The organism is Thiobacillus sp., assembly GCF_018780105.1.
Classification (GTDB): Bacteria; Pseudomonadota; Gammaproteobacteria; order Burkholderiales; family Thiobacillaceae; genus Thiobacillus.
In genome coordinates this window covers 416,460-440,142 of record NZ_JADMKC010000007.1, presented here as the reverse complement: position 1 = coordinate 440,142, position 23,683 = coordinate 416,460, and the positions used below count along the sequence as shown (strand labels likewise).

At 61.5% G+C, this 23,683-nt stretch carries 27 protein-coding genes; 10 read left to right on the top strand and 17 right to left on the bottom strand.

Annotation, left to right across the window (positions count from 1 at the left end):
* The coding region (locus tag IV098_RS08685) for a hypothetical protein (protein WP_296888135.1) at positions 1-184 on the top strand (184 nt) is incomplete at its 5' end.
* Here IV098_RS08685 and IV098_RS08680 read toward each other — a convergent pair.
* Positions 161-382 carry a hypothetical protein gene (locus tag IV098_RS08680; protein WP_296888133.1) on the bottom strand — a complete coding sequence of 74 codons (222 nt, stop codon included), beginning with the start codon at positions 380-382 and terminating at the stop codon, positions 161-163. The two genes, IV098_RS08685 and IV098_RS08680, sit on opposite strands and share 24 nt — an antisense overlap.
* Positions 383-683: 301 nt before the next feature.
* On the opposite strand from IV098_RS08680, the gene IV098_RS08675 reads away from it, so the two are divergent.
* The 4 genes from IV098_RS08675 to IV098_RS08660 all read left to right on the top strand — a co-directional run bounded on the left by IV098_RS08675 (position 684) and on the right by IV098_RS08660 (position 3,071).
* Entirely contained in the window at positions 684-1,199 is a 516-nt protein-coding gene (locus IV098_RS08675) for a hypothetical protein (protein WP_296888130.1), read from the top strand.
* A 103-nt stretch (positions 1,200-1,302) separates the two neighbouring features.
* Positions 1,303-1,617, top strand: coding sequence for an antibiotic biosynthesis monooxygenase (locus tag IV098_RS08670; RefSeq protein WP_296888129.1), 315 nt, complete (start codon positions 1,303-1,305; stop codon positions 1,615-1,617).
* Between the two features lie 362 nt (positions 1,618-1,979).
* On the top strand, positions 1,980-2,441 hold the full coding sequence (locus tag IV098_RS08665) for a hypothetical protein (protein WP_296888127.1): 462 nt from the start codon (positions 1,980-1,982) through the stop codon (positions 2,439-2,441).
* Between the two features lie 138 nt (positions 2,442-2,579).
* A complete protein-coding gene (locus IV098_RS08660) occupies positions 2,580-3,071 on the top strand; it encodes a hypothetical protein (RefSeq protein ID WP_296888125.1) in 492 nt (163 codons plus the stop codon).
* 80 nt (positions 3,072-3,151) lie between these two features.
* Here the strand turns inward: IV098_RS08660 and IV098_RS08655 are convergent, their stop codons facing one another.
* From IV098_RS08655 to IV098_RS08605, 11 genes are all read right to left on the bottom strand, one after another.
* Entirely contained in the window at positions 3,152-4,612 is a 1,461-nt protein-coding gene (locus tag IV098_RS08655; RefSeq protein WP_296888123.1) for an efflux transporter outer membrane subunit, read from the bottom strand.
* On the bottom strand, positions 4,612-5,832 hold the full coding sequence (locus IV098_RS08650) for an HlyD family secretion protein (RefSeq protein ID WP_296888121.1): 1,221 nt from the start codon (positions 5,830-5,832) through the stop codon (positions 4,612-4,614). The genes IV098_RS08655 and IV098_RS08650 overlap by 1 nt, the downstream gene beginning before the upstream one ends.
* On the bottom strand, positions 5,832-6,374 hold the full coding sequence (locus IV098_RS08645; protein WP_296888119.1) for a DUF3302 domain-containing protein: 543 nt from the start codon (positions 6,372-6,374) through the stop codon (positions 5,832-5,834). The genes IV098_RS08650 and IV098_RS08645 overlap by 1 nt, the downstream gene beginning before the upstream one ends.
* A 37-nt stretch (positions 6,375-6,411) precedes the next feature.
* On the bottom strand, positions 6,412-6,951 hold the full coding sequence (msrA, locus tag IV098_RS08640) for a peptide-methionine (S)-S-oxide reductase MsrA (RefSeq protein ID WP_296888116.1): 540 nt from the start codon (positions 6,949-6,951) through the stop codon (positions 6,412-6,414).
* Positions 6,952-6,980: 29 nt separating this feature from the next.
* Entirely contained in the window at positions 6,981-7,589 is a 609-nt protein-coding gene (locus IV098_RS08635) for a glutathione S-transferase (RefSeq protein ID WP_296888114.1), read from the bottom strand.
* Between the two features lie 138 nt (positions 7,590-7,727).
* The gene (gene thrC / locus IV098_RS08630; RefSeq protein WP_296888112.1) at positions 7,728-9,170 is read right to left on the bottom strand and encodes a threonine synthase; all 1,443 of its coding nucleotides are present in this window, start codon (positions 9,168-9,170) and stop codon (positions 7,728-7,730) included.
* Between the two features lie 13 nt (positions 9,171-9,183).
* Positions 9,184-10,497 (bottom strand): homoserine dehydrogenase, encoded by a 1,314-nt coding sequence (locus IV098_RS08625; RefSeq protein ID WP_296888110.1) that lies wholly within the window; start codon positions 10,495-10,497, stop codon positions 9,184-9,186.
* A gap of 27 nt (positions 10,498-10,524) precedes the next feature.
* On the bottom strand, positions 10,525-11,769 hold the full coding sequence (locus tag IV098_RS08620) for a pyridoxal phosphate-dependent aminotransferase (RefSeq protein ID WP_296888108.1): 1,245 nt from the start codon (positions 11,767-11,769) through the stop codon (positions 10,525-10,527).
* Positions 11,770-12,005: 236 nt separating this feature from the next.
* A complete protein-coding gene (locus IV098_RS08615; protein ID WP_296888106.1) occupies positions 12,006-12,992 on the bottom strand; it encodes a glycosyltransferase in 987 nt (328 codons plus the stop codon).
* Between the two features lie 2 nt (positions 12,993-12,994).
* On the bottom strand, positions 12,995-13,918 hold the full coding sequence (locus IV098_RS08610) for a glycosyltransferase family 2 protein (protein WP_296888105.1): 924 nt from the start codon (positions 13,916-13,918) through the stop codon (positions 12,995-12,997).
* A gap of 8 nt (positions 13,919-13,926) precedes the next feature.
* Positions 13,927-14,889, bottom strand: a complete 963-nt coding sequence (locus IV098_RS08605; protein ID WP_296888102.1) for a UDP-glucuronic acid decarboxylase family protein — start codon at positions 14,887-14,889, stop codon at positions 13,927-13,929.
* A gap of 133 nt (positions 14,890-15,022) precedes the next feature.
* On the opposite strand from IV098_RS08605, the gene IV098_RS08600 reads away from it, so the two are divergent.
* The gene (locus IV098_RS08600) at positions 15,023-15,412 is read left to right on the top strand and encodes an Mth938-like domain-containing protein (protein ID WP_296888101.1); all 390 of its coding nucleotides are present in this window, start codon (positions 15,023-15,025) and stop codon (positions 15,410-15,412) included.
* A gap of 45 nt (positions 15,413-15,457) precedes the next feature.
* Here the strand turns inward: IV098_RS08600 and IV098_RS08595 are convergent, their stop codons facing one another.
* The 5 genes from IV098_RS08595 to IV098_RS08575 form a co-directional block, all read right to left on the bottom strand.
* On the bottom strand, positions 15,458-16,231 hold the full coding sequence (locus tag IV098_RS08595) for a hypothetical protein (RefSeq protein ID WP_296888099.1): 774 nt from the start codon (positions 16,229-16,231) through the stop codon (positions 15,458-15,460).
* An 81-nt stretch (positions 16,232-16,312) separates the two neighbouring features.
* Positions 16,313-17,080, bottom strand: a complete 768-nt coding sequence (locus tag IV098_RS08590) for a 3',5'-cyclic-nucleotide phosphodiesterase (RefSeq protein WP_296888097.1) — start codon at positions 17,078-17,080, stop codon at positions 16,313-16,315.
* A gap of 18 nt (positions 17,081-17,098) precedes the next feature.
* On the bottom strand, positions 17,099-19,297 hold the full coding sequence (locus IV098_RS08585) for a CHASE2 domain-containing protein (RefSeq protein WP_296888095.1): 2,199 nt from the start codon (positions 19,295-19,297) through the stop codon (positions 17,099-17,101).
* On the bottom strand, positions 19,294-20,211 hold the full coding sequence (locus IV098_RS08580; protein WP_296888093.1) for a M48 family metalloprotease: 918 nt from the start codon (positions 20,209-20,211) through the stop codon (positions 19,294-19,296). Before IV098_RS08580 ends, IV098_RS08585 begins: the two co-directional genes overlap by 4 nt.
* Positions 20,212-20,754 (bottom strand): SH3 domain-containing protein, encoded by a 543-nt coding sequence (locus tag IV098_RS08575; protein ID WP_296888091.1) that lies wholly within the window; start codon positions 20,752-20,754, stop codon positions 20,212-20,214.
* An 82-nt stretch (positions 20,755-20,836) separates the two neighbouring features.
* Between IV098_RS08575 and IV098_RS08570 the strand changes: the two genes are divergently transcribed.
* From IV098_RS08570 to IV098_RS08555, 4 genes are read left to right on the top strand one after another with little or no spacing between them, the layout of a single operon-like run.
* A complete protein-coding gene (locus IV098_RS08570) occupies positions 20,837-21,631 on the top strand; it encodes an ABC transporter permease (protein ID WP_296888088.1) in 795 nt (264 codons plus the stop codon).
* Between the two features lie 56 nt (positions 21,632-21,687).
* Complete coding sequence (locus IV098_RS08565; protein WP_296888086.1) at positions 21,688-22,065, top strand: hypothetical protein; 378 nt, start codon at positions 21,688-21,690, stop codon at positions 22,063-22,065.
* A complete protein-coding gene (locus IV098_RS08560) occupies positions 22,062-23,009 on the top strand; it encodes an MlaD family protein (protein ID WP_296888084.1) in 948 nt (315 codons plus the stop codon). Before IV098_RS08565 ends, IV098_RS08560 begins: the two co-directional genes overlap by 4 nt.
* The gene (locus IV098_RS08555) at positions 23,006-23,677 is read left to right on the top strand and encodes a hypothetical protein (protein ID WP_296888082.1); all 672 of its coding nucleotides are present in this window, start codon (positions 23,006-23,008) and stop codon (positions 23,675-23,677) included. Before IV098_RS08560 ends, IV098_RS08555 begins: the two co-directional genes overlap by 4 nt.
* The last annotated feature ends 6 nt before the right edge of the window (positions 23,678-23,683 follow it).

Here is a 23,683-nt window from a genome sequence, read left to right as displayed (position 1 = left end):
TATGAAAGACTGCTGGCTCAATAACCCGGTGTCAATTAAATCGGGGGAAGATTCCTCGCCAAAGCTGCGCTTTGGCGAGCCGGTTAGCTCTACGTTATGCACTGCACATGAACATCTTTCGAGCGCTGATAATTTGCATCACTATTTTGCTGCCAGCCAGTCACATCCGAGCCGCAGAAAATGACAGCAGTAAATGTACTGCCAGCTGTGCTGCGCTAAAGGCGAAGCTTGCAACACTCGATTGCAACAGTGCCTTGGCTGAAATATCAAGCCTTCTAATCTCTAATAAATCAATCGTTCTTGAGTTTCCAGAAGCAATCCGAAAGCAAAGAAATTCAGTGGCTGAGTTTGAAGCATCTGTTGCAGTTGCATCGCGCGTCACTCAAAACTGCTTGGTGAACAATGCAAAGAGCAAGTCACCGTTAATAAACGTATTGGTCACGATTAATGAATTTCATTATTACGTTTCGCATTGGCTAAACGAGGCTCCGAAGGTGCCACTTGCACTGGAGAAGCAATACCATGACCGGCTCATACGTGGTCACACCAAGACTATCGAGGCAATTTCGACAGCAAGACAGGGTATCTAAGAGTTGCATAACATGGCGCTCAACCTCGCTCCCTTCGGTCGCTGGACGGCGCTAAAGCGCCGCCGGTTAGCTCTACGTTAGGTTTCCGCGCATATGGCAACCATCAAAATAATCCTGCAATGGCTTGGCGGTATTTTTCTGCTGCTGTGTGTCGTCTTTGTTGGTATGGCTATCTCTGCTTTCTTTCAGCCAGAGAAAACCACCAAGGCAAGCCCCAAAGATGTTGAGTTTGTGCTCAACTGGGGCGGCATCGAGAAGAATCAAAAATATTCTGTCGTGTACAGCTACGAGTCGCCGCCAACCTTTAACGGTGACCATGCCATATATCACTGCATCCAGTTGGCCAACTTTGTTGTTGATGCAACACACCAAGCTGAGTGGAGAGCCGGCCCAGAGGCTGACCCGCTTTTCTCAAGTGTTATCGAGAGCGCAGCCGAGAGCGGAAAATACAGGCAATGCTTCTCAAAAGAGGCAAAGCCAAACACCAGCAACGTGCTGGCGTATATGTCGTCGGTCCACCTCTTGGGCCGGTCACAAATTGAAGGAGCCGAGGTACTGCTATATGAACCGGCAACAAAACGTCTGCTCTACTCTAGCCATGAAACCTAACCCGGCGCTCAAGGGCGGACGCTCGGCCAGCCGGCTCACTTCGTGGTTGCGTTTTCACTCGCGCCCCTTAGCTCTACGTTGGGCAGCAAAAAAAGGATCATAGATGTCTTTGCCCGCGCAAACACCACAACCGCCGTACTTTGCTGTCATCTTTACATCCGTCCGCACCGACGGCGACAACGACTATGGTGAAACTGCAAAACAAATGTTGGAGCTTGCCTCCGAACAACCGGGTTTCCTTGGCTTCGAGAGTGCGAGGCAAGAAATCGGGATCTCCGTTTCATATTGGGCGAGCCAAGAGGCAATAGCGGCCTGGAAGGAAAACCTCATTCATCGCCAAGCTCAGAGCCGAGCAAAGGACTGGTATCGGGCATTTCGTGTCCGGGTCTGTCGTGTTGAGCGTGAGTATGGCTTCTGACTTGCTGCCCAACATGGCGCTCAACCCCGCTCCCTGCGGTCGCTGGACGGCGCTAAAGCGCCGCCGGTTAGCTCTACGTTAGGCGTCATAGGAACCATCACTTCATGGCAAGGCCGCCAAAACCTGGGAAATGCATCCATTGCCTCAGAACTCCTGTCGAGAGAAACTGGGACCATGTCTTCCCTGAGTCTTGGTACCCCGAGACCACGCCGGCCAACCTCGCAAAGTGGAAAATTCCAAGTTGCGTTCGATGCAATAGGGAACTCGGCGCGATTGAGAGCGAATTCTTTGTCCGCATCGCACTCTGCCTCGATCCGAACGCACCTGGATTCAAGGGCCTTTCCGAGAAGGCACTCCGCGCTATGAACCCGAAGTACGCCTCAACACCAGCCGACAAACGAGCACGAGAAGCACTTGGACGACGCGTCAGTTCTGAATTACTTCAGGGCGATCAGATACCAAATGAAGGAATCTTCCCTGCACTCGGTGAACGATGGGGAAGGCAGCGCGGCAGCGGCATTGCGCTTGTGATTCCAGCCGAGAGCTTCCGGCGAATTACAGAGAAGATTGTCCGCGGCCTCACATATTTGGAACAGAAGGAATTCATAGAGCCGCCACATGAGATACAGTTCTTCGCGCTCGACGATGAAGGTGCCAAGCCCATTCGAGAGGTTCTCGCCAATGCCGGATCAACACTTGCCCGCGAGCCTGGAATCGTCGTCAGGCGAGCTGTCGCACCGGAGGACGGTGTAAGCGCAATCTACGAAATTGAGTTTTGGCAACAATTCAAAACCTACGCAACCGTCCTCGCAGATGACGCCTAACCCCTCGTTCAAGCGGACGCGCTACGGCAGGACGCCTTGGCCCGGACTGAGGTACGCAATATATTGTCCCAGTCCGGGCCAAGGCGTCCTGCCTTCGCGCACCGGTTAACTCGAACGTTGGGCCCAATAGGACACACCATGTCGAATGTTCAGTATGCATTTATTTCACGGTCGCGCGTCCCGAATCGTTCAGAACTCCAATCCTCAATAGACGCTTTGGGATTCGATCTGAAACTTCACCCTGAGCACACGCCTTTCGAGGATTCTGGATTTTTACCATTTACTCTGAACGGCGAAGAAGGGCCCGGTTTCGAAATTCAGTACGTACCCACAAGTGAAGTCATTGCGGGAGATAAATCGCTACAGGAAATTGCTGCAGGTCGCGATCACTGCATAAGCATGGCGTGGCACGGGAGCATGAAGGACTTGGCTTGCGTGTTGATTGTGAGCTGCGCTCTTATCAAGGATTTCGAATCGGTTGTTTCGTATGAAGGCGATCCCCCTGAGCCGCTTGAAAACTTGCTTTCTGAAATACCGGGAGTCTTATTGGACGCGCAGGCACAAGAAGCCAGGACGACGAACCGTCCAGTACATATAGAGAAGAAAAAACCGTGGTGGAAAATTTGGTAAGGCCCAACCCTGCATTCCACCCGACCAGCTACAGCGGGCTTTGCCAGCTTCCACCGTCGGGTGAATTTGAACGTTGTACGTCAGCTGGCAGGCACTGTCGGCGATGGCCCTGCTGGAGAAGGCGTTGCGCCGGTTTCGCCCGCAGTATTGGCCGCCTCATCCCCAAAACCGCCGCCCAGCGCCAGATGCAGATTCACCCGCTGGGCCAGCCGATCGCCCTGCACCTGCACCAGCGTCATCAAGGCGTTGTAGAGCCGCATCTGCTCCTGCAATACGCCGCGCAAGTCGTTGATCCCCACCTTGTATTGCACGGTGGCCAGTTCCATCGAACGACGGCTGTCGCGCGCCACCTGATCCAGGATCGCCTGCCGCTCGCGCAGCGCGGTTTCGCTTGCCAGCGCCCCTTCCACTTCGTCGAACGCCCGCAGGCCGACCGCCGCGTATTGCGCCACGGCCTGCTGCTGCTCGGCCGTACGGATGTCGACCTGGGCATCGAGCGCGCCGCCGGTAAAAATCGGCCACAGCAATGTCCCGCCCAGCCCCGTGGTGGGGTTGTCCTTGTTTTGCAGCACGATGAGATCGCTGGAAACGGCGCCAAACGTGGCCGTCAGACTGATTTTCGGCAGATGCGCGACGCGCGCTTCCTCGGTGCGGTTGAAGCTCGCCGCCACGCGGCGCTCGGCCGCCACCACGTCGGGCCGGCGCGCCAGCAACTCGGCGGGCAAGCCTGCCGGAACCGGCGCGGGCATCGCGGGCAGACGTGCCGCAGTCTGGATGTCGGCGCCCGGGTAGCGCCCGAGCAGCACTTCCAGCGCACGCAGCGCCTGCGTACGCGCGAACTGGACCTGACGCAGGCGATCGCGGGTCTCGCCCAGGCTGGCCTGTGCCTGCGCCACGTCCTGTTCGTCGCCGATGCCAGACTTGAGTCGCTGCTGCGTCATCTCCACCAGCTTGCTGGCGGATTGCACCATCTCCTGCAGCAAGCTTTCCTGCTGTGTGGTCTGCACCGCCAACAGCCAGCTGCGTACTACCCAGGCAGCCAGCGACTGGCGGGCGTACTGATAATCCAGCTGCGCCGAAGCGTAATCGTCGGCAGCGGCACGCGCGCCGTAACGCTGGCGGCCCCACACATCGATTTCCCAGGTGGCGCCGATCAGGGCGTTTTCCATGCCGCTGTAATCGCCGCTCCATTTGCCGCCGCCCTTGGCCATGGCGGCAACGCCCGGCTTCAGATCCGCTCCGGCCACGGTGACATAGCCCTTCGCCTGCTCGACCCGGGCAGCGCCGGCGCGCAGGTCGGCGTTGTAGGTCAGGGCCTCGCGAATCAGCGCCGCCAGCGCGGCATCGTTGAAACTGTCGAAGGCCTGATCCGCCACCGCGCCGGGCTCGGCCGGCTGCTTCCACTGCTGCGGTAGACTCGCATTGGGCAACGCCTCCTTCTGCAGTTCCGCGGAAGGCGGCGGCGTCTGCAAAGCGCAACCCGCCAGCAGGCTGACGGCCAGAGCCAGGGTGCTGCGCGGAAAAAATCTGGCGGCGCGCATCAGTGCAACTTGGGAATCAGGTAGTTCGTGTAGGACCCCACGCGCAGGATCACCATCCGCAGGATATGGATGGCCTTGAGATGCTGCGAATAGATGGCGGCATCGCCCGCGGCGCCTGCGGCCAGGAAAATGCTTTGATGCCTGGGCTCAACGTCCAGCCTGACCGCGAAGCGGTTGGGAAACTGCGGCGCGGCGCCGGTTTGCGGCAGCGTGCCGGAAACCGGCAGCTGGCCCTGTCCCTGTCCCCAGACGATGGAGTTCACCCGGGCCTTGATGATCTGCCCCGGCAAGGTATTGAGCGCCAGCTCGGCGGCATCGCCCGGTTGCACCTGATGCAGTTCGTTCTGGTGATACAGCGCGATGATCTGGTAGTTGTCCTCGACGAAGGTCATGGCGGGTGCCAGCGGCACGCCCACCACCATCGAGCCGGGACGCAACTGCAAGTTCATCACCCAGCCGTTGGCTGGCGCCACCATCACGGTCTGCGTCAATTCCCAACGCGCATTGTCGAGGTCGGCCTGGGTCGCGGCCAGTTGTGCCTTGGCCGTTGCCACCTTGGCCTTGGCGGTCGCCACGGCCGCCTGATCGCCGCCGGCGCGTGCCGACAACTTGAACTTCGCCTGCGATTCGGACGCCCTGGCAGCAAGCAGTTGCCCTTCCAGTTCGCGCACGCTGGCTTCCCACTGTTCCAGACCGAAGCGGTCGCCGGCGCCGGTGGCCACCAGTTCGCGGTATTCGGCCACCCGCTTTTTCGCGAGCTCCAGGTTGGCCCGAATCGCGCCGGCCTGACCGGCCGCCGCATTCACCGCCTCGCGCATCTCGCCCACGCTGGCGCCGGCCTGACTCAAGCCCGCCAGCGCTTCGTTCATGGCCGCCTGGTTGGCGGCGAGCTTGCCTTCGAGCTGTTTGACGGTATTGCGATAAGGCGTCGGGTCGATCTTGAACAGCACGGCGCCTTTTTTCACGTAGTCGTTGCCGGCGACCGGCACTTCGATGACCCGGCCGCGTACCTGCGGCACCACCTGCACCACGTATTTGATGACGCGGACATCGGCCGACGACGGCGCGAAGATATTCAATAGCAGGATCAGCGAAGCGATGCCGACGATGGGGATGATGACCACGATCACCTGGGACTTGGTGTTCCAGGGCAGCCACTTGAACTTGATGAAAATCAGCCAGACGAAAAAGGAATAAATTCCAAGCAGTATCGCTTCCATCAGCGTGCCCCCTCTGCGCTGGGCGACACAGCCGGCGATAAGGTCTCCGCGGCAATCAGCTGCTCGCGTACCCGCTGAAGTTCCGCCGTGAGATGACCCTTCGCCGCGATCTGGTCGAGCTCCTGGCGCAGCGTGCGGATTTCGTCCTGACTCATTTCCTGCTTCATCGCTTTTTCACCCGCTTCCAGATAGTAGTCGGCATGCTTTTCCGTACCGTAGGCCTGCTTGTATATCACCGGCTTGGTGTAGGCCCACAACCAGGCAAACGGCCACAGCAGGCCGCCGAACACCAGCGACAGCAGACACAGCGTCTTGATCGCATCCTTCTGCGGATGATGGCGCTTCTCGGCAATTTTCTCGGGCAGGATGTGGATCATCCAGAACAGGTAGATGCCGCCGATCGGCATGGCAAAAATAATGAACAGCGCCAGCCATTTCGCCACCGAATCCAGCGCATCGCCTTGCAGGAAAGAGGCCTGCGCTGCCGGAGACAGCAGGCTCAAAACGATGACCAGAGAAATAAGAGAACGCTGATGCTTCATGTCTGAATGCCTTGTCGCTTGATTGGGCTGACTCGCGCTAGTCTGGCCGGAGTTTGCCGTGAAATTTTGCCTCGGCTTTCGCCACCTTCGGCGCCACCACGAACTGGCAGTAGGGCTGTGCGGGATTCCGTTCGAAGTAGCCTTGATGATAAGCCTCGGCAGGATAAAAAGTCACGGCCTCGGCCACCGCCGTCACGATGGGCGCATCGAATTGCCGGGCGGCGGCGAGTTCGGCGATCACCGCTTCGGCTTCGGCTTTTTGCTCAGGCGTATGCCAGAAGATGGCCGAGCGGTATTGCGTGCCGATGTCATTGCCCTGGCGGTTGAGCTGGGTGGGATCGTGCAGGGTGAAAAAGACTGCCAGCAGCTCGCGGTAGGTGATCTCGTCGGGATCGAATGTCACCTGCACGACTTCGGCGTGGCCTGTATCGCCGTTGCAGATGTCCTCGTAGGTGGGATCGGGCGTGTGCCCGCCCATGTACCCGGAAACGGCTGACTCCACGCCGCGCAGGCGCTTGAACACCGTCTCGATGCACCAGAAACAGCCGCCTGCCAGCGTTGCGATTGCATGAGCCATGGGGATTCCTTGTGCGTGAGGATCGGGATTCAGGCAGGCGGTAACGTGTCGACGAACGAAGCACGCGTGGCCAGTTTGTCGGCGAGCCGGGCCAGGTTGGCATGTGCAGCCCGCCAGTCGATTTCAGCGAGACGCAGATCGAGATAACCCAGCATGCAACCGCAGGCAATATCGGCCAGCGTCATGCTGTTGCCAAGGAACCAGGGCTTCTCGCCCAGCGCCTCGGACAGCGCTTCCAGCCCGCGAAACAGGGTTTTCTCCTGCAACAGCAGCCAGTCGCTGCTTTGCTGTTCGGGCGTCCGTTTGCGCTCCAGCACGATCGCCACCGCCGCGTCGGTCACGCCATCGGCCAGCGCTTCAACGCCCCGCACCACCATACGGGTTTTCGGCTCGCCGGGAATGAGGTGGGCAACCGGGCTGACGTGGTCGAGGTATTCGACGATGACGCGCGAATCGAATACCGATTCGCCGCCTTCCAGCACCAGCACCGGCACTTTGCCGAGCGGGTTGAAACTGGGCACGACGCTGTCGGCCTGCCAGGGGTTTTCAACCTGGAGCTGAAACGGGATTTTCTTTTCCTGCAGCACGATCCGGACTTTACGGCCGTAGGGGCTGGTAAGGGAGGTGACGAGTTTCATGGTGTGAATCGGCCGTGATGAGTCGGCGCATTATCCACTGTCGCCGGCACGACACCAACCCGTTCGCGCGGATTGGTCAGGCCTCCGGCCTTGAACCGGGCTGGCCTTGCAGTTTCAGACGTTACAGTCAGGCTGCACTTAGCGGGCGTGTTCGACGATGAACCGCTTGATCGCATTCACATCGGCATCCATGACGTGCTTTTTCTGCGGCTGCGCTTCCAGGTCTTTCAACTCGGCCGGGCGCACCGGCTCGATGCCGAGCGCCTCGCGGATGGCGTCGTCGAACTTGGCGGGCTGCGCGGTTTCCATGCAGATCAACGGCACGCCGGGTTCGCGGTGTTCCATGCCCACTTTCAGGCCGTCGGCGGTGTGCGGATCGATCATGGTGCCGTACACCTCGTACACGGTGCGGATGGTGTCGAGGCGGTTGGCGTGGTTGCTCGAGCCCGAAACCATGCCGAACTCAGCGACGCGCTTGAACAGGTTGCCTGCTTTAACATCGGGGTAGGCATTCAGATCGAAGCTGCCGCCGGATTCGACCGCGCTCCACAGGCTGCGAATCCTGGCAGCGTCGCGTCCGGTCAGGTCGAAGATGAAACGCTCGAAGTTGGACGCCTTGGAAATATCCATTGACGGGCTGGAGGTGTGCTTCGTTTCCGGACGCGGACGGTACACGCCAGTCTTGAAGAACTCGTCGAGCACGTCGTTCTCGTTGGTGGCGACGATCAGCTTGTTGATCGGCAGTCCCATCTGGCGCGCGATGTGGCCGGCGCAGACGTTGCCGAAATTGCCCGACGGCACCGAGAACGACACGCTCTGGTCGTTGCTGTGGGTCGCCGCGAAATAGGCCTTGAAGTAGTACACGCTCTGCGCCGCGACGCGCGCCCAGTTGATCGAGTTGACTGCGCCGATGTGGTGCTTCGTCTTGAAATCGAGGTCGTTCGACACGGCCTTGACGATGTCCTGGCACTGGTCGAACACGCCGCGGATCACCAAGTTGTGGATGTTGGCATCCTGCAGCGCGTACATCTGCGCCTGCTGGAAACGCGTCATGCCGTGCTCGGGCGACAGCATGAACACGCGCACGCCTTTCTTGCCACGCATCGCGTATTCGGCGGCGGAGCCGGTGTCGCCGGAGGTGGCGCCGAGAATGTTCAGTTCGCCGCCGGTTTTTTCCAGCGCGTACTCGAACAGGTTGCCGAGCAGCTGCATCGCCATGTCCTTGAACGCCAGCGTCGGGCCGTTCGACAGCGCCAGCACGTGCAGGCCGGGCTCCAGGGTTTTCAGCGGGGTGATGTCGGCCGCGTTCTCGCCGTTGGTGGTGTAGCGGTAGACGTCGGCGGTGTAGGTTTTATTGATCAGCACGCGCAGGTCGTCGTGCGGGATGTCGTCGATCAGGCGCGACAACACCGCAAACGCCAGGTCGGCGTAGCTCATGCCACGCATCGCCGCGAGCTCGTCGGTGCTGAAGTGTGGATACGCTTCCGGCACGTAGAGGCCGCCATCGCTGGCCAGGCCGCCAAGCAGAATTTCGGAGAAGCGGAGTTGCGGAGCGAGGCCGCGCGTGCTGAGGTAGTTCATTGCCTGACCTTTTTTACTTGGACGCCAGTTCTTCGAGGCGGATGCGCATCACCTTGCCCGCCACGGTATCGAGCGCCTCGATCTTGGCGATCGCGGCGTTGACGTTCTTCTCCACCGTGATGTGGGTCAGCAGGATGATGTTGACCTGCACCTCCCCTTCGGCGGGCTCCTTCTGCACCATGGCGTCGATCGAGATGTTGCTGTCGGCCAGGATGCGGGTGATGTCGGCCAGCACGCCGGGGCGGTCGAAGGCGCGCAGGCGCAGGTAATACGCGGTGCGTACTTCGTCCATCGGCAGAATCGGCGTGTCGGACAACTGATCGGGCTGGAACGCCAGATGCGGCACGCGATGATGCGGGTCGGCAGTGTGCAGGCGCGTGACATCGACGAGGTCGGCCACCACTGCCGAGGCGGTCGGCTCGGCGCCGGCACCGGCGCCGTAATACAGCGTCGAACCGACGGCGTCGCCCTTCACCAGCACGGCGTTCATCGCGCCGTCGACGTTGGCGATCAGGCGGCGCTCGGGGATCAGCGTGGGGTGCACGCGCAACTCGATACCGGCTTCGGCACGGCGGGCAATGCCCAAGAGCTTGATGCGATAGCCGAGTTCTTCGGCGTACTGCACGTCCTCGCGCGTGAGCTTCGAGATGCCTTCGGTGTAAGCCTTGTCGAACTGCATCGGGATGCCAAAGGCAATTGCCGACAGGATGGTGAGCTTGTGCGCGGCGTCGATGCCTTCGATATCGAAGGTCGGGTCGGCTTCGGCGTAGCCCAGGGCCTGCGCCTGTTTCAGCACGTCGGCAAACGCCGCGCCCTTGTCGCGCATTTCGGTGAGGATGAAGTTGCTGGTGCCGTTGATGATGCCGGCCAGCCACTCGATGCGGTTGGCGGTGAGGCCTTCGCGCAGCGCCTTGATGATGGGGATGCCACCGGCGACCGCCGCTTCGAACGCGACCATCACGCCCTTGGCCTGCGCCGCCGCGAAGATTTCGTTGCCATATTTGGCGACCAGATGCTTGTTGGCGGTGACCACGTGCTTGCCGTTGTGAATCGCCTGCAGCACCAGTTCGCGCGCCGGCTCCAGGCCGCCGATCAGTTCCACCACGATATCGATTTCGGGATCGTCGACCACGTCGAACGGGTTGATCGTCAGCGGCAGATCGCCCGCCAGCGCTTTCGCTTTTTCAAGATCGCGCACTGCAGCACGTACTACGCGAATTTCGCGCCCGGCGCGCCGGGTGATTTCTTCAGCATTGCGGCGCAGCACGGTCAGCGTGCCGCCACCGACCGTTCCCAGGCCCAGCAGGCCGACGTTGATGGGTTTCATTAAATAGTCTCAGTCAAAAAATGGAAATCAACGATGCGTGCGATTGCGATCAAGGAAGCGGCTCATGCGCCCGATCGCTTCGGTCAGGTCTTCTTCATGCGGCAGGAACACCACCCGGATGTGATCCGGGTGCGGCCAGTTGAAGCCGCTGCCCTGCACCACCAGTACGCGTTCCTCTTCCAGCAGGTTGAGGATGAACTTCTGGTCGTTGCTGATGTGGTACTGCCTGGGATCCAGCCGCGGAAACAGATACATCGCCGCCTTCGGCTTGACGCACGACACGCCGGGAATCAGCGTCAGCAGTTCGTGGGCCAGATCGCGCTGGCGCGTCAGGCGTCCGCCCGGCGCGACCAGGTCGTTGATGCTCTGGTAGCCGCCGAGCGCGGTCTGGATTGCGTACTGCCCCGGCACGTTGGAACACAGGCGCATCGACGCCAGCATCCCCAGGCCTTCGAGGTAATCCTTCGCGTGACGCTTGTCGCCCGACACGATCAGCCAACCCGAGCGGTAGCCGCAGGCGCGGTAGTTCTTCGACAGGCCGTTGAAAGTCACGATCAGCACATCGTCCGCCAGCGAGGCGATCGAGGTGTGCGTCACGCCGTCGTACAGCACCTTGTCGTAGATTTCGTCGGCATAAATGATGAGCTGGTGCTGGCGCGCGATTTCCACGATTTCCAGCAACAACTCGGTCGGGTACAGCGCGCCGGTCGGGTTGTTGGGGTTGATGACGACGATGGCGCGCGTGTTCGGCGTGATCTTGGCACGGATGTCGTCCAGATCCGGCAGCCAGCCAGCGCCCTCGTCGCACAGGTAGTGGCGCGGCTTGCCGCCGCCCAGGCTCACCGCCGCCGTCCACAGCGGATAGTCCGGCGCCGGCACCAGCACTTCGTCGCCGTTGTTGAGCAAGGCCTGCATCGACATCACGATCAGCTCGGAGACGCCGTTGCCGATGAAGATATCGTCGATCTGCACCCCCGCAATGCCCTTGCGCTGCGTCTCGTGCATGATCGCCTTGCGCGCGGAGAACAGGCCTTTTGAATCGCTGTAGCCGGAGGCGTTCGGCAGATTCAGGATCACGTCCTGCACGATTTCTTCCGGCGCTTCGAAGCCGAATGGCGCGGGATTGCCGATATTCAGCTTGATGATGCGCTGGCCTTCTTCTTCCATCTGTTTGGCGCGCGCCATCACCGGCCCGCGGATGTCGTAGCAGACGTTATCGAGCTTGGCCGATTTATGGATGGTGCGTAAGCATGGCTTGTTGTCAGCCGTCACGTTGAGTTCCCAGTGTGCGTAGAATCATGGCGCGTAAAATCAAGATAAAACAACGCCTTGGAAAACCAGCGATTTTACCGGACGCATCCAGCCCCGGCAAACGTCCTGCGACGCTCTACCCCTGTTTCAGGATGCCGCTCAGGCCATGGACGGTTCAACCTGAAAGCCACAGTTGACTATTCGTCCCACAATTCAAGAGCCGCATGTGTACTTGGATTTTTGGATCAAGCGCGCGGCTAACCCGGCTTGTGTCCGGGGAGCAGCCGTCTGAAAGTGCTTGCGAGGATGCGCAATGGAAATTTGCATAGACGCAGACTAGGGTTGCGTTTCTGGCTCTCCAGCCAGGCGTGCAAGGCCGCGTTGTTCTGGCCGTGGGCTTGCAGGTAATACGCCAGATTGAAGTAGGCTCCCGCACTGGCGTGTCGAAACGTCTTGCGCAAATGCGGATGGAAATTCGCCTCTGTCTGGAATCCGCTACCCAGGCGTTCGCGAATTTCGATACTGGAACGCAGGTGTTTGAGGGTAGTCTCGGCCTGCGAAAAGAAGCCCTGACCTGCGGCCCGCTGACGATACAGCGCGCTCTGGTTGAGCAAGGTTGGGCCATCCAGCGCCGCGCGTAGCGCCCAATCGCAGTCCCATAAAATACAGTGTTCGGTATAGTCGCCTATGCGCTGGAATGCGCTGGCGCGAACGACAATGCGCTGGAATCCCATGGGCACGGTCAGCAGCAGCGCATCAACCAGTGCCGGGCCGAATACCAATGCTTCCGGTTCGACTTCCCGACCTTCTGCATGGTCAAGCAAGCGACGCATGGCCAGTTCGTAGTTTTGCGTCCCACCACTGCTGTAGGGGCCAAACCAAGCCACAGCCATGAAGGTAACGTCAACCTCGTGATGACGCGACAGTAAATTCAAGGCCCGTTCAAGATAGCCCGCTGCATACAGGTCATCATCATCCAGAAAGGCCAACAGCTCCCCGCTGGCAGCATGCGCACCGGCATTTTTGGCGGCGGCACCGCCGAGCGATTGATTGTGGCGCACAACCCGGATCGGAATGCCGTCCGGAGTGTTGAAGTCGGCTGCATTGACCGGAGGGCTGGAGGCATCATCAACAATGATGATTTCCAGCGGCAGGCGAGTTTGCAGACACACGCTATCGACTGCCTCGCGCAGCAATTCAGGCCGATTATGGGTTGGGATGACAACCGATACAGTCGAGCTCACGGCTAGCTACCGCGGCTGGAAATGGCGCGAAACAGGGCATGACCAAAACCACGCCAGGCTTGCGCTGAGGCGGGATGATTGGCGAGAGCGGCGCAGGCCGCGTGCAGCGCGGCGGCGTGATTGCCGAGTTGGCCATTCGCCCAAGCGGCACTCAATCGGCTATCACGCAAGCGTGTCTGGTAGAAGTGCTGCAATTCGGGTTGGGCGCGGGCGGTTACTGCGGCGGCTATGGCTTGCAGTGCGGTCAACCTCGCCAGACCGGCCTTGAGTTGATAAGCCGACTGACGCGTAGCCTGCGCCGCGTGCCGCCGATACGACAACAGCGTATGTGGGTTGTAAATGAAAGACCCGCGCGCCGCCATCTCCAGCCATAGCGCGTCATCCTCGTAGCCACGCATGGCCGTTGTCTGATTGAAGCCGCAGGTCGCTTCGAAGGCGGCGCGGCGCAGCAGCACCAGGCCCGGCGTGACGATGCACGGGCCATGCAACAGTGCGCGCAAAATATCGCCGGACGGGCGCGGGTAACCCAACGCCCCTGTCATAGCGGTGATCTGCCCGGTTTCATCTATGGTGCGGTGGTCGCAATACACTGCATCGGCACCGTCAAACCGGGTCAACAAAGCACCCTGTTGCGCCAGGAAATCAGGATCGAGTAGGTCGTCGCTATCGAGGAATAGCAGCAAGTCGCCACGCGACAGCCGGGCGCCGGTATTGCGCGCTGCGGCTTGACCAGCATTCTGTTGATGGAAAACCTGAATACGACTGCCATAAGCGCTCAACAACTCGGGCGTAGTGTCGGTAGACCCATCGTTGATGACAATGATTTCTGCAGGTGCGACGGTTTGTGCGAGCACGCTGTCGAGCGTTGCCGCGATGAATGCCTCGGCGTTATAGGCTGGGATGATGATGCTGACGCTCGGGGGCATGGCAACATTCAGGCAGCGGTTAACTGACTGCGGAAATAGGCAATGGTTTGCCGAAGTCCGGCATCCAGCGTCACGGTGGGTTGCCAGTCCAGTGCTGCCTTGGCCAGCGTGATGTCGGGACAACGCTGGCGTGGGTCATCCTGCGGCAGCGGCTTGAACACTAGCTCGGCATCGCTGCCCACCAAGCGCAGCACGTGCTGCGCGAGTTCGAGGATGGTGAATTCAGTCGGATTGCCCAGGTTGACTGGCCCGGTGAACTGGTCCGGGCTATTCATCAGGCGGATCAACGCATCAACCTGATCATCGATGTAGCAGAACGAGCGGGTTTGCAAGCCATCGCCATACAGCGTGATAGGCTGGCCTTGCAGCGCCTGCATGATGAAATTGGACACCACACGGCCATCGTCCGGGTGCATGCGCGGACCGTAGGTGTTGAAAATACGCGCGACCTTGATGCGCAGCTTGTGCTGGCGGTAATAGTCGAAAAACAGTGTTTCGGCGCAGCGCTTGCCCTCGTCGTAACAGGCGCGCGGGCCGATCGGATTTACGTGCCCCCAGTACGGCTCTTGTTGCGGGTGCATTTCCGGGTCACCGTACACTTCGCTGGTCGAGGCTTGTAGGATCTTTGCACGCAGCCGCTTGGCCAGCCCAAGCATGTTGATCGCGCCATGCACGCTGGTCTTGGTGGTCTGCACCGGATCGTTCTGGTAATGGATCGGCGATGCCGGACAGGCCAAATTGTAGATTTCATCGACCTCGACAAACAGCGGAAAGGTAACGTCATGACGCAGCAGCTCAAAATGCGGGTGGTCGAGCAGATGCAGGATATTGTCGCGCGTGCCGGTGTAGAAATTATCAGCGCACAGGATGTCGTGGCCTTCCCCCAGTAAGCGTTCGCAGAGATGTGAACCGATGAAGCCTGCGCCACCAGTGATGAGGATGCGCTTACGTGCATGACAGCCGCGTTGCATGGAAACTCCCTGTTATGGTGATGCCAAGCCTATTATTGCCGGTGTATTTGACCTTATCCCCCAAAGAGACTGCAAGCACTTTACGCCCGCAACGCCCTGCGACACAGGAAAGCGAATCTGCTAAGGTTTCGACATGAAACTGCATCTCAATACCGACGCCGGGCAGCGGCTGTTCACCGGCTACGGCACCGATCACGTCCTGATCAACGAGCAGCGCTTCGGCACCAGTTTGCTACTCTCCGCTCAAGGCATCGAGATCGCGCCCTGGGCCGGGCTGGGATTTGACGCCCTTACCGCAGGCCATTTCGAGTGGCTGGCCCAGCACAAGCTGGACATCCTGCTGCTCGGTACCGGCACCCGCCTGCGCTTTCCCCACCCTTCGCTCACACGCGCCCTGATCGATGCACGCATCGGTCTGGAAGTGATGGACATCGGCGCGCTATGCCGCACCTACAATTATCTTGCGGCCGAAGGGCGCAGCGTGGGGGCGGCGGTGTTGATCGAACCGGCTATGCCGGCTTGAGCTGGAGGCGGCCGTAGCTGGCGCATTGCAGCAGTTTGAGCGATTTCACGTCGGCTTGGCATCCCGCAGCAGCGCTGAATGATGATCCAGCGCCCAGCGCGTCTTGGTCTGCTGTTCGCTGTCCCGCTCGGCGCCCACTTCGGCCAGAAACGCCATGAAACCCGCGATGGCGACCGCGGCCTGGATCACCGGGACCTTGATCGACATCTCCATCAAACGCGCACCGTCCTGCCGCTTCCACAGTTCGGCGGTGATGCGCCAGGGACAAGCCGGATCGTCGAACTTCCAGCGATGCGCCTGCAGCGGACCGAGAACGCTCAACGTGTCATAGTCGATGTGCTGTTTGCCGATGGCGGCAAGAAAGTCTTCCTGCTCCTGGGTGAACAGCCTGGCAATGCCCTTTTCCCCGGCGACCACCTGCTTGATCAGGCCGTTTTCCAACGGCATGGTCAGCGAAGCCGATTTGACCATGCCAGTCTCGCTAGCATCGGCCTCGAGCTTGAACCCGTCATATTTGCGCCAGTCCTGCGGCACATCGGCCGGGATGACCGGACGGAACTTCACGGTGCTGTCGTCTTCTTCGCCGACGATGCGCCGTGCCCGGGCGATCATCCCGGCCTTGAACAGATCGAGGTCCGGGGTATCGAAGAAATAGATATGGCGCTCCTCGTCGTTGTCGATGCTCAGCTTGTAATGTTGCAACGCGGCATCGATCTGATGGTCCGGAATCGTCGCCTTGATCTCGATGGCATCGACGCCGTCGAGCTTTTGGGCGACCTGGCCGCGGGTGGCGGCACCCCGTTTCACGGCAGTACTCATGTTGAATTTTCCTTGGGAAAATGCCTGAACAGCGGCCCGACATTCAGCGACGGATGGCATTCATCCTAGACATCGCAGACGCTAATTCAATCGGATCACTTGCCCTTGCTGCAGGGCGGACAGCGTCCAGTCCGGTGCGGCCCGGCGCAGTTCAGCCATGATCGCCGCCTCGTTACCGGGTTTGAGATGGGTAATCCAGACCTGCGGGCGCGGGCCAAGCCGCGCCAAGTCGGCGGCCAGCGAATCCGGCCAGTGGTGCTGCGAATCCCGCGCGATATCGGCGAGTGCGTTTTCGAACGAGGTTTCGACGATGAGGTGGCGCAGTTCGGGGATGGTGTTCAGCGCCGCGACAAAGGCCTCGCTGCGGGTGGTGTCACCGCTGAACACCAGGCTGCCGGCCGGGGTGCGAATCTCGAATGCGCACGCCGGCACCACATGCTGCACCGGCAGCGGAATAAAGCTGCGCGGCCCCAGCGTGCAGCTTTCGCCCAGCGACAAAGGCTCGAAGCGCAGCCACGGCGCGGCGGCGCTGGGGATTTCGCGAAAATCCGGCCACAGCCGCCCGTTGAACAGATCCGTCGCCAGAATATCCAGCACGGCCGGCAAGGCGTGCACTACGACCGGGGTGCGGCGCTGTTCGCCCACCGCGTCGAGCAGCAGTGGCAGGCCCAGCACGTGGTCGAGATGCGAGTGGGTAAGGAAGACGTGATCGATCGTCTGCAGCTGTTCCAGACTGAGCGTAGTGATGCCGCTGCCGGCATCGACCAGGATGTCGTCGTCGACCAGAAAGCACGTGGTGTGACGCCCGCTGCCGATGCCGCCGCTGCAACCGAGGATGGTGAATTTCATGGCGGGTTCCAAGGCTGATTATTTGGTCGAGTATACAAATACGCCATCCCAGTCTGCGGGCGGCGGCGCGGCGCGAAAATGCGCGATGCGTTCCAGATAAACAGTGTAGAGCGTGCGGGGTGCGTGCGCGTTGAGTGTGTGCAACGCGGCTTCGGCGGCGTCCCACTGCTGCGCCTGATAGTGGGCGAACGCCGCTTCGAACGCAGCGGCATCGGCTTGCAGCGCATCCGGCAAACCCGTCTTCGTGCCGAGCGGCTCGAAGATCACCACCGGCAGCGCCTTGCCCTTGACGCGTACCGTATCGACTTTCATGAAGGCATGCAACGGATCGGCCTCGACGGTCGCCTGGGTGACCAGGATGCCGACGCCGTATTGCTTGGTGATGCCTTCGAGCCGCGAACCGAGGTTCACGGCGTCGCCCATCACGGTGTAGGACTGGCGAAATTCCGAGCCCATGTTGCCGACGCTCATGCGCCCGGTATTCACGCCGATGCCGATTTTTACCTCGGGCCAGTTGCGTGCGGCGAACTCGCGGTTGAGCTGCGGCAAGGCGGCCTGCATGTCGAGCGCAGTCTGCACTGCGCGGCTGGCGTGATCGCTCAAATCCACCGGCGCGTTCCAGAACGCCATGATGGCGTCGCCGATGTATTTGTCGATGGTGCCGCGCTGCTGCTGCACGATGCGTGTCATCGTCGACAGATAAGCGTTGAGCACCTCGGCCAGTTCGGCGGGCGGCAGCTTCTCGGAAAAATCGGTGAAGCCGCGGATGTCGGAAAACAGCACACTCATCTCGCGCGACTGTCCTGCCATGGTGTAGTGCGCCGGGTCCAGACTCATCTCGGCCGCCAGTTCGGGCGGCACGTACTGGCCGAACAATTTGGTCATCTGGCGTTTGCTGCGCGTCGTGGCAAAAAAACCATACCCGGTATTCAGCACATACAGCCCCGCCACGGTGAGCATCGGCGCCGCCAGCGGCACCACCCAGAAGCGCGACCATGCCGCCACATATGCAGCCGCCAGAGCGGCCAGCAGCGCCAGCACAGTGGCCAGGCCAACCAGCGGGCTGACGCGCAGCAACACCACGCTCAGCAGGCCTCCCAGCAGCAGCACCGCCAGCAGGCGCGCGTCGTTCGCCCACGGTGGTGTGATGCGCGTGGTGCCGTCGAGCATGCCTGCGAGCAGATGCGCATGGATCTCGACTCCGGGAAAACTGTTGGAGAACGGGGTCACCCGCAAATCGGTGAGCCCAGGCGCGGTGGAGCCCACCAGAACAATGCGGTTTTCCAGTTGCGCCGGCGGTACCGTGCCTGCCAGCACCGCGCCTGCCGAAATATAGGGAAACGGCGCGCCCGCGCGATACGGCACGTATACCTCACCCTCGGCGCCCAGCGGCACGCGCAGGCCGCCCACTTCCAGCCACGGCGTGGCGTAGTGCCGCCCCGCCACGCGCGATCGATCGGCCCCGGCCGCCACCGGTTCCGCGCCGAACGCCACCCGCAAGGTCGAGGTGGACAAGGCCAGATAGGTGCCCGCACGATACGGCGTCAACAGCGGCATTTGCCGGGCGGTGCCGTCGGCATCGGCTCGCATGTTGAAAAATCCCGCGCCCTGCGCCGCGTTCTGCAACAGCGCCAGATTCGCCCCATAGCCGCTGGGCGCGTCGCTGCCCTGGGCCTGCGGCAGTGAAGGCGGCGGCAGCGTGCCGCTTCTGGCGTCGCCCATGCCGGCGGGGATGAAGTAATAACCGAGCGAAACCGGGCGTCCGCTCAACGCCTGGGCAAAGCGGGCGTCGTAGTCGAGGCGCGGCGCAAGTTGTTTCAGGGCTGTCTGAAAATCGCGGCTGGCAGCCAGCTCGTGCTGCGCCAGCTGCTGCAGGGAGGCGAGCCCGGAACTGCTGTCGGGCTCGGCGAATACCACGTCGAACCCGACCGCCGCCACGCCGTAACGGTCGAACAGCTGATCCATCAACAGGGCCATCCGATCGCGGCTCCATGGCCAGCGGCCGACGCTTTTCAGGCTGGCTTCGTCGATGTCGATAATGGCGATGCGGTCGTCCGGCCCGGACGGTGCCGTCCGATGCAGGGTCGTGTCATACAGCCAGGCTTCGGCGCGCTGCATCGGCGCGATCACCCACAGTCCCGCCACATGCGCCGCCATCAGCAACACGAACAGCGCCGACAGCGCGGCCTGTACCCACCGCGACGACAGCGGCTTCACGGGATGCGGTAGAAACGCTTGGCCAAGTCTTTGCCCTGCAGCGCGTCGAACTGCCCGCCCACCGACTCGCCCAGGGCGGTCAGGCGGTCGGCCGGGTGCGGGTGGGTTTTGTACAGCAGGCTGGTGCGTTCATCTTTTGCAGGCAGCCCGGCCAGATCCTGCAGCACGTCGGGCAGACCCCATGGGGTATAGCCCGCGCGCGCCGCGTACACCATGCCGATGCGGTCCGCCTCGTATTCGGCCTGCTTGTCGAGCCCGCGCGCCATCATTTCAGCGCCGTTGCCGATCAGGTTTTGCACCGCCTGGTCACTGCTTTTCGCCTTGCTGCCCGCCACCTGACCCAGCGCACCGATCAGGCTCGACTGCTTGAGCACCTTGAGATGATGCCGCTGGGTGACATGGGCAATCTCGTGCCCCAGCACCCCGGCCAGTTCGGCCTCGTTGTTCAGCCGCCGATACAGGCCCTTGGTCACGAACACGTAGCCGCCCGGCGCGGCAAAGGCGTTGATGTCTTCGGTGTCGAGCACGCCGAAGCGCCACGCCAGCCCCTTGCTGCCGCTTTGCAGCGCCACCCAGTTGCCGACCTGGTTGACGTATCGCTGCAGCTTGTCGTCGCGCACCAGCGGCACCGCGCCCAGCAGGTCGCCCGACACCTGCTTGCCGATGCGGCTTTCCTGCTCGGGGGTGTAGTCGCCGAACAAGGCAAAGCCCAGCTGGTTGACATCGATTTTCTGTTTGGCGGGCGACGTGGCCGTGCCGGGCTGCGTCGCCGGCTCGGCTTTGGGCGCCGGTTGGGAGGATTTGTTCAACTCCTGGTTCAAACGCTCTTCCAGCGCCTTGCCCAGATCGAATCCATGCGCCGTCCCGCCCAGCGCCAGCATCGAAACCAGCAGTGCAATCGTCCGGGTCTTCATTTAATTCACCTCCCACGTAGACGGCGAAGCCGGCGCCTGCGCGGGCTTTGGCTCGACCAGCAGCGGCAGCTTGACTGCGACCAGCCCCGCCTGCCCGGCAAAGCTTCTGCCCTGCGCCGGCGTCATCGTCCATTTGTCCAGTCGGGCCAGTTCTTCCGCATTGAAGCTGGCCTTTTTCAGATCTTCCTCGTTCAGACCACGCAGGCCCGCCACCGCCACCACCCGGCTCGGATCCGATTTCGTGGTCGCCGCGCCCACCACATCGCCGAGGCCGCTACCGCCGAGGCCGCCGGCACCGACGCGCACCGACAGCAAGCGCATCCAGCCGCTTGTCTTGCCGGAGGTGACGCGCAGCCAGCCGCCTTGCTTGGCCAGCACCGTGACACTGGCGCCTTTGGCTGCGCTGCCCGCCACGCTGGCCGTCGCGCTGGGCTGGCTATAAATCTTGTCGGTGCGCAGCACGGTGCCGGACGCCGCCAGCGCAGCACTGGTCGTGGCCATCAGCAGCAGCAAGGCTGCCGGAATCGTATTAGGTTTCATCATGTTGCTATCTCCGTCGAACGGTAAAACTGTATGACCTGCCACCTGGGGAGGCAAGCTGCATCGAAAGCGTTAAGATGCCGCGATGAACTTCCTTGCGGCCTCCATCGAATCCCTCGGCGCCAAGATTGTGGGCGGGCTGAACGTGGGCTATGGCCTGTTCGCCTTGCTGACCGAAGCCGTGCTGGCCCTGCTCGACCGCAACACCTGGAACCGCGCCACCTTCGACGTGGTGATCAAGCAGGTGTATTTCACCGCAGTGCAGATTCTGCCGGTTTTCCTGACCTATGCGCTGGTCATTTCGTGGCTCATCATCAGCATCATCCTCACCACCGCGCGCGACTTCGGTCTGACCGAATTCGCCAGCGAAATGACGATCCGGGTGCTGGTACTCGAACTGCTGCCCTTTCTCACGGCACTCTACATCGCCTTGCGCTCCGGCAGCGCAATGAATACCGAGATCGCGCTGATGCAGGTCAACAATGAGCTAGACGCCCTGGCGCATTGCAAGGTTCCGCCGATGCAGCTCGAATTCCTGCCACGCCTGATCGGCGGGGTGGTGTCGGTGGTCGCACTGGCCACGCTGGCCGGCCTGCTCGCGCTGCTGATGGCTTATCTGGCGATCTACGGCCTGAACCCGGCCGGGTTCGACCCGTTCACCCGCACCCTGGCGAAAATTTTCGATTTCCGGATCGTCGCCGGCCTGTTTTTCAAATGCGCGTTGTTCGGGCTGGCGGTGACGCTGATCCCGATCACGGCCGGACTGGAAACGCCCAAAAAGCTTTTCATGGTGCCGGTCTCGGTACTGCGCGGCATGATGCGGGTGTTCTTCGCCATTGTGGTGATCGAGGTGGTGTCATTAGCGCTCAAATACATCTGACGCCGTTCGCCGACCGCGCTGCGCTGCTGGCGGCGGTTGCCGAACTCGGCGACGACGTGGCGCGGGTCGCCTTCGACCTGCCGCTGCGCGCGAACCTGTCCGCGCTCGACAACATCGCGCTGATTCCGCTGTATCAGCGGCATTACAGCGCGGACGAAGCCGCCCGTCAGGCGCACGCGCTGCTGGCCCAACTGGGGCATGCCGGGATCGCTTCGCTGCGCGACCCCGACCTGACGCCCGCGCAGCGATTCGTGACCCAGCTGGCGCGCGCACTTATGCTCAAGCGTCCCCGACTGGTGATCGACCGCCCCGGCGCGACGCTTTACGATGTGCCCTATCCGGGTTTCATCCGCCAGCTGGCGGCGCAGACCGACACCCCGGGCACCTGGGAAATTTACGATTTCAGCTGGAACCAGCCTCTTTATTCAGAATGAAAACACTGCATTTCAAGGTAGGACTGTTTGCGCTGGCCACCCTGTTGCTGGGGACGGCATTTCTGCTGTATCTGATGTATGCACGCGGCTATTTCGAACACACCTACCGGCTGCAACTCGCCGCCGCCAGTGCCGATGGCGTCGCGCCCGGCATGCCGCTGGTCTTTTCCGGCATCCAGATCGGCAACGTCACTTCACTGGGGCTGAACGACGGCGGCGGTATCGTCATCCAGCTTGAACTGCCGGAATCCCAGGCCAAATGGCTCAAGCAGGACAGCATCTACACCCTGGACAAACCCCTGCTCGGCAGCCCGAAGATCAGCGTGGATTCCGGCAATCTCGGCGGCGAGCCGCTGCCCGAGAATTCCACCATGCTGCTGCTGACGCCCGACATCAGCAAGGACATCCCGCTGCTGATCGCTCGCGTCAATGCGATTCTCGCCAACGTCGAACACATCACGCGCAAGGACGGCGAAGTCAACGCCAGCCTCGCCAACATCCAGACCGTGACCGGACGCATGACGGGCGAATACGGCATGCTCGAAGGCGTGCTCGGCAGCCCGGAAAAAGCCCGCAGCGTGACCGACTCACTCGAGCAGACCCGTGCGCTCATCGGTAAGCTCGACAGCCTGGCACTGAAAATGGACAGCATGGCGGGCAAGGCCGACCAGTGGCTGTTCGCACCCGACGGCGTCGCCGCCAGTACCCGAGATTCGCTGGCCCAGGTCCGGCTCATGCTCGACGACGCGCAGTCCAGCCTGAAAAAGGCCGACGCGCTGATGAGCAACGCAGTTGCCATCTCCGCCGACGTCAAGGCCGGCACCCAGGATCTCGCCGCCCTGCGCGCCGAGATCGACGACGCCGTGCGCAAAGCCAACGCACTGGTCGAGAAGATCAACAACGTCTGGCCATTCGCGCGCGAGCCCGAGGTCAAGCTGCCATGAAATCTGTTTTTGCTTTCGCCTGCATGGTTCTGCTCACCGCCTGCGGCAGTGGCGGACCCCCGCCTCCCGACTGGAAATCCGATGCAGCAGACTTTATCGAGCGGTATCAGAAGCATGCGCTGCGCGGCGAAAACGTCCTCGCCGAGCGCTATTTCCAGCAGGCCATCCAGGCCACCGGCGGCGCCGGACGCATCGCCGACACCGCGCAGCTGTGGCTGGTGCGCTGCGCTACCCGCCGCGCCATGCTGATCGACGACGCCTGCGCCGACTATGCCCGGCTGGCCGGAGCCGAACCCGATGCCACGCAAGAATCCTATTACCGGTTTCTGACCTTGCGCTGGGATACGCTCGACAGCAGCTTGTTGCCGCAGCAGCATCGGGAACTGGTCAGCGCGTCGGCAAGCGCTCGTCCCGCCCTGCTGTCCGGCATTGACGACCCGCTGGCCCGCCTGCTCGACGCCAGCCTGCTCGTCATGCGCCAGGAAGCCGACGCCAGCACCCTGGGCCTGGCGACTGAAACAGCGTCCACCCAGGGCTGGCGACAGCCGCTTCTGACTTACCTCAAACTGCAGCAAACGCGGGCCGCGTCACAAGGCGATGCAGCCGCATCCGCGCGCCTCGCCCAGCGCATTCAACTGGTCGAGCAGAGCCTCTTGGCGGAACCATAAACAAGG

Excerpts from the sequence above, each read along its gene's own strand:
- IV098_RS08675 (WP_296888130.1), top strand. The coding sequence starts at position 684 with ATGGCAACCATCAAAATAATCCTGCAATGGCTTGGCGGTATTTTTCTG.
- IV098_RS08670 (WP_296888129.1), top strand. The coding sequence starts at position 1,303 with ATGTCTTTGCCCGCGCAAACACCACAACCGCCGTACTTTGCTGTCATC.
- IV098_RS08665 (WP_296888127.1), top strand. The coding sequence starts at position 1,980 with ATGAACCCGAAGTACGCCTCAACACCAGCCGACAAACGAGCACGAGAA.
- IV098_RS08660 (WP_296888125.1), top strand. The coding sequence starts at position 2,580 with ATGTCGAATGTTCAGTATGCATTTATTTCACGGTCGCGCGTCCCGAAT.
- IV098_RS08655 (WP_296888123.1), bottom strand. The coding sequence starts at position 4,612 with ATGCGCGCCGCCAGATTTTTTCCGCGCAGCACCCTGGCTCTGGCCGTC.
- IV098_RS08650 (WP_296888121.1), bottom strand. The coding sequence starts at position 5,832 with ATGGAAGCGATACTGCTTGGAATTTATTCCTTTTTCGTCTGGCTGATT.
- IV098_RS08645 (WP_296888119.1), bottom strand. The coding sequence starts at position 6,374 with ATGAAGCATCAGCGTTCTCTTATTTCTCTGGTCATCGTTTTGAGCCTG.
- msrA (WP_296888116.1), bottom strand. The coding sequence starts at position 6,951 with ATGGCTCATGCAATCGCAACGCTGGCAGGCGGCTGTTTCTGGTGCATC.
- IV098_RS08635 (WP_296888114.1), bottom strand. The coding sequence starts at position 7,589 with ATGAAACTCGTCACCTCCCTTACCAGCCCCTACGGCCGTAAAGTCCGG.
- thrC (WP_296888112.1), bottom strand. The coding sequence starts at position 9,170 with ATGAACTACCTCAGCACGCGCGGCCTCGCTCCGCAACTCCGCTTCTCC.
- IV098_RS08625 (WP_296888110.1), bottom strand. The coding sequence starts at position 10,497 with ATGAAACCCATCAACGTCGGCCTGCTGGGCCTGGGAACGGTCGGTGGC.
- IV098_RS08610 (WP_296888105.1), bottom strand. The coding sequence starts at position 13,918 with ATGCCCCCGAGCGTCAGCATCATCATCCCAGCCTATAACGCCGAGGCA.
- IV098_RS08605 (WP_296888102.1), bottom strand. The coding sequence starts at position 14,889 with ATGCAACGCGGCTGTCATGCACGTAAGCGCATCCTCATCACTGGTGGC.
- IV098_RS08600 (WP_296888101.1), top strand. The coding sequence starts at position 15,023 with ATGAAACTGCATCTCAATACCGACGCCGGGCAGCGGCTGTTCACCGGC.
- IV098_RS08595 (WP_296888099.1), bottom strand. The coding sequence starts at position 16,231 with ATGAGTACTGCCGTGAAACGGGGTGCCGCCACCCGCGGCCAGGTCGCC.
- IV098_RS08590 (WP_296888097.1), bottom strand. The coding sequence starts at position 17,080 with ATGAAATTCACCATCCTCGGTTGCAGCGGCGGCATCGGCAGCGGGCGT.
- IV098_RS08580 (WP_296888093.1), bottom strand. The coding sequence starts at position 20,211 with ATGAAGACCCGGACGATTGCACTGCTGGTTTCGATGCTGGCGCTGGGC.
- IV098_RS08575 (WP_296888091.1), bottom strand. The coding sequence starts at position 20,754 with ATGATGAAACCTAATACGATTCCGGCAGCCTTGCTGCTGCTGATGGCC.
- IV098_RS08570 (WP_296888088.1), top strand. The coding sequence starts at position 20,837 with ATGAACTTCCTTGCGGCCTCCATCGAATCCCTCGGCGCCAAGATTGTG.
- IV098_RS08560 (WP_296888084.1), top strand. The coding sequence starts at position 22,062 with ATGAAAACACTGCATTTCAAGGTAGGACTGTTTGCGCTGGCCACCCTG.
- IV098_RS08555 (WP_296888082.1), top strand. The coding sequence starts at position 23,006 with ATGAAATCTGTTTTTGCTTTCGCCTGCATGGTTCTGCTCACCGCCTGC.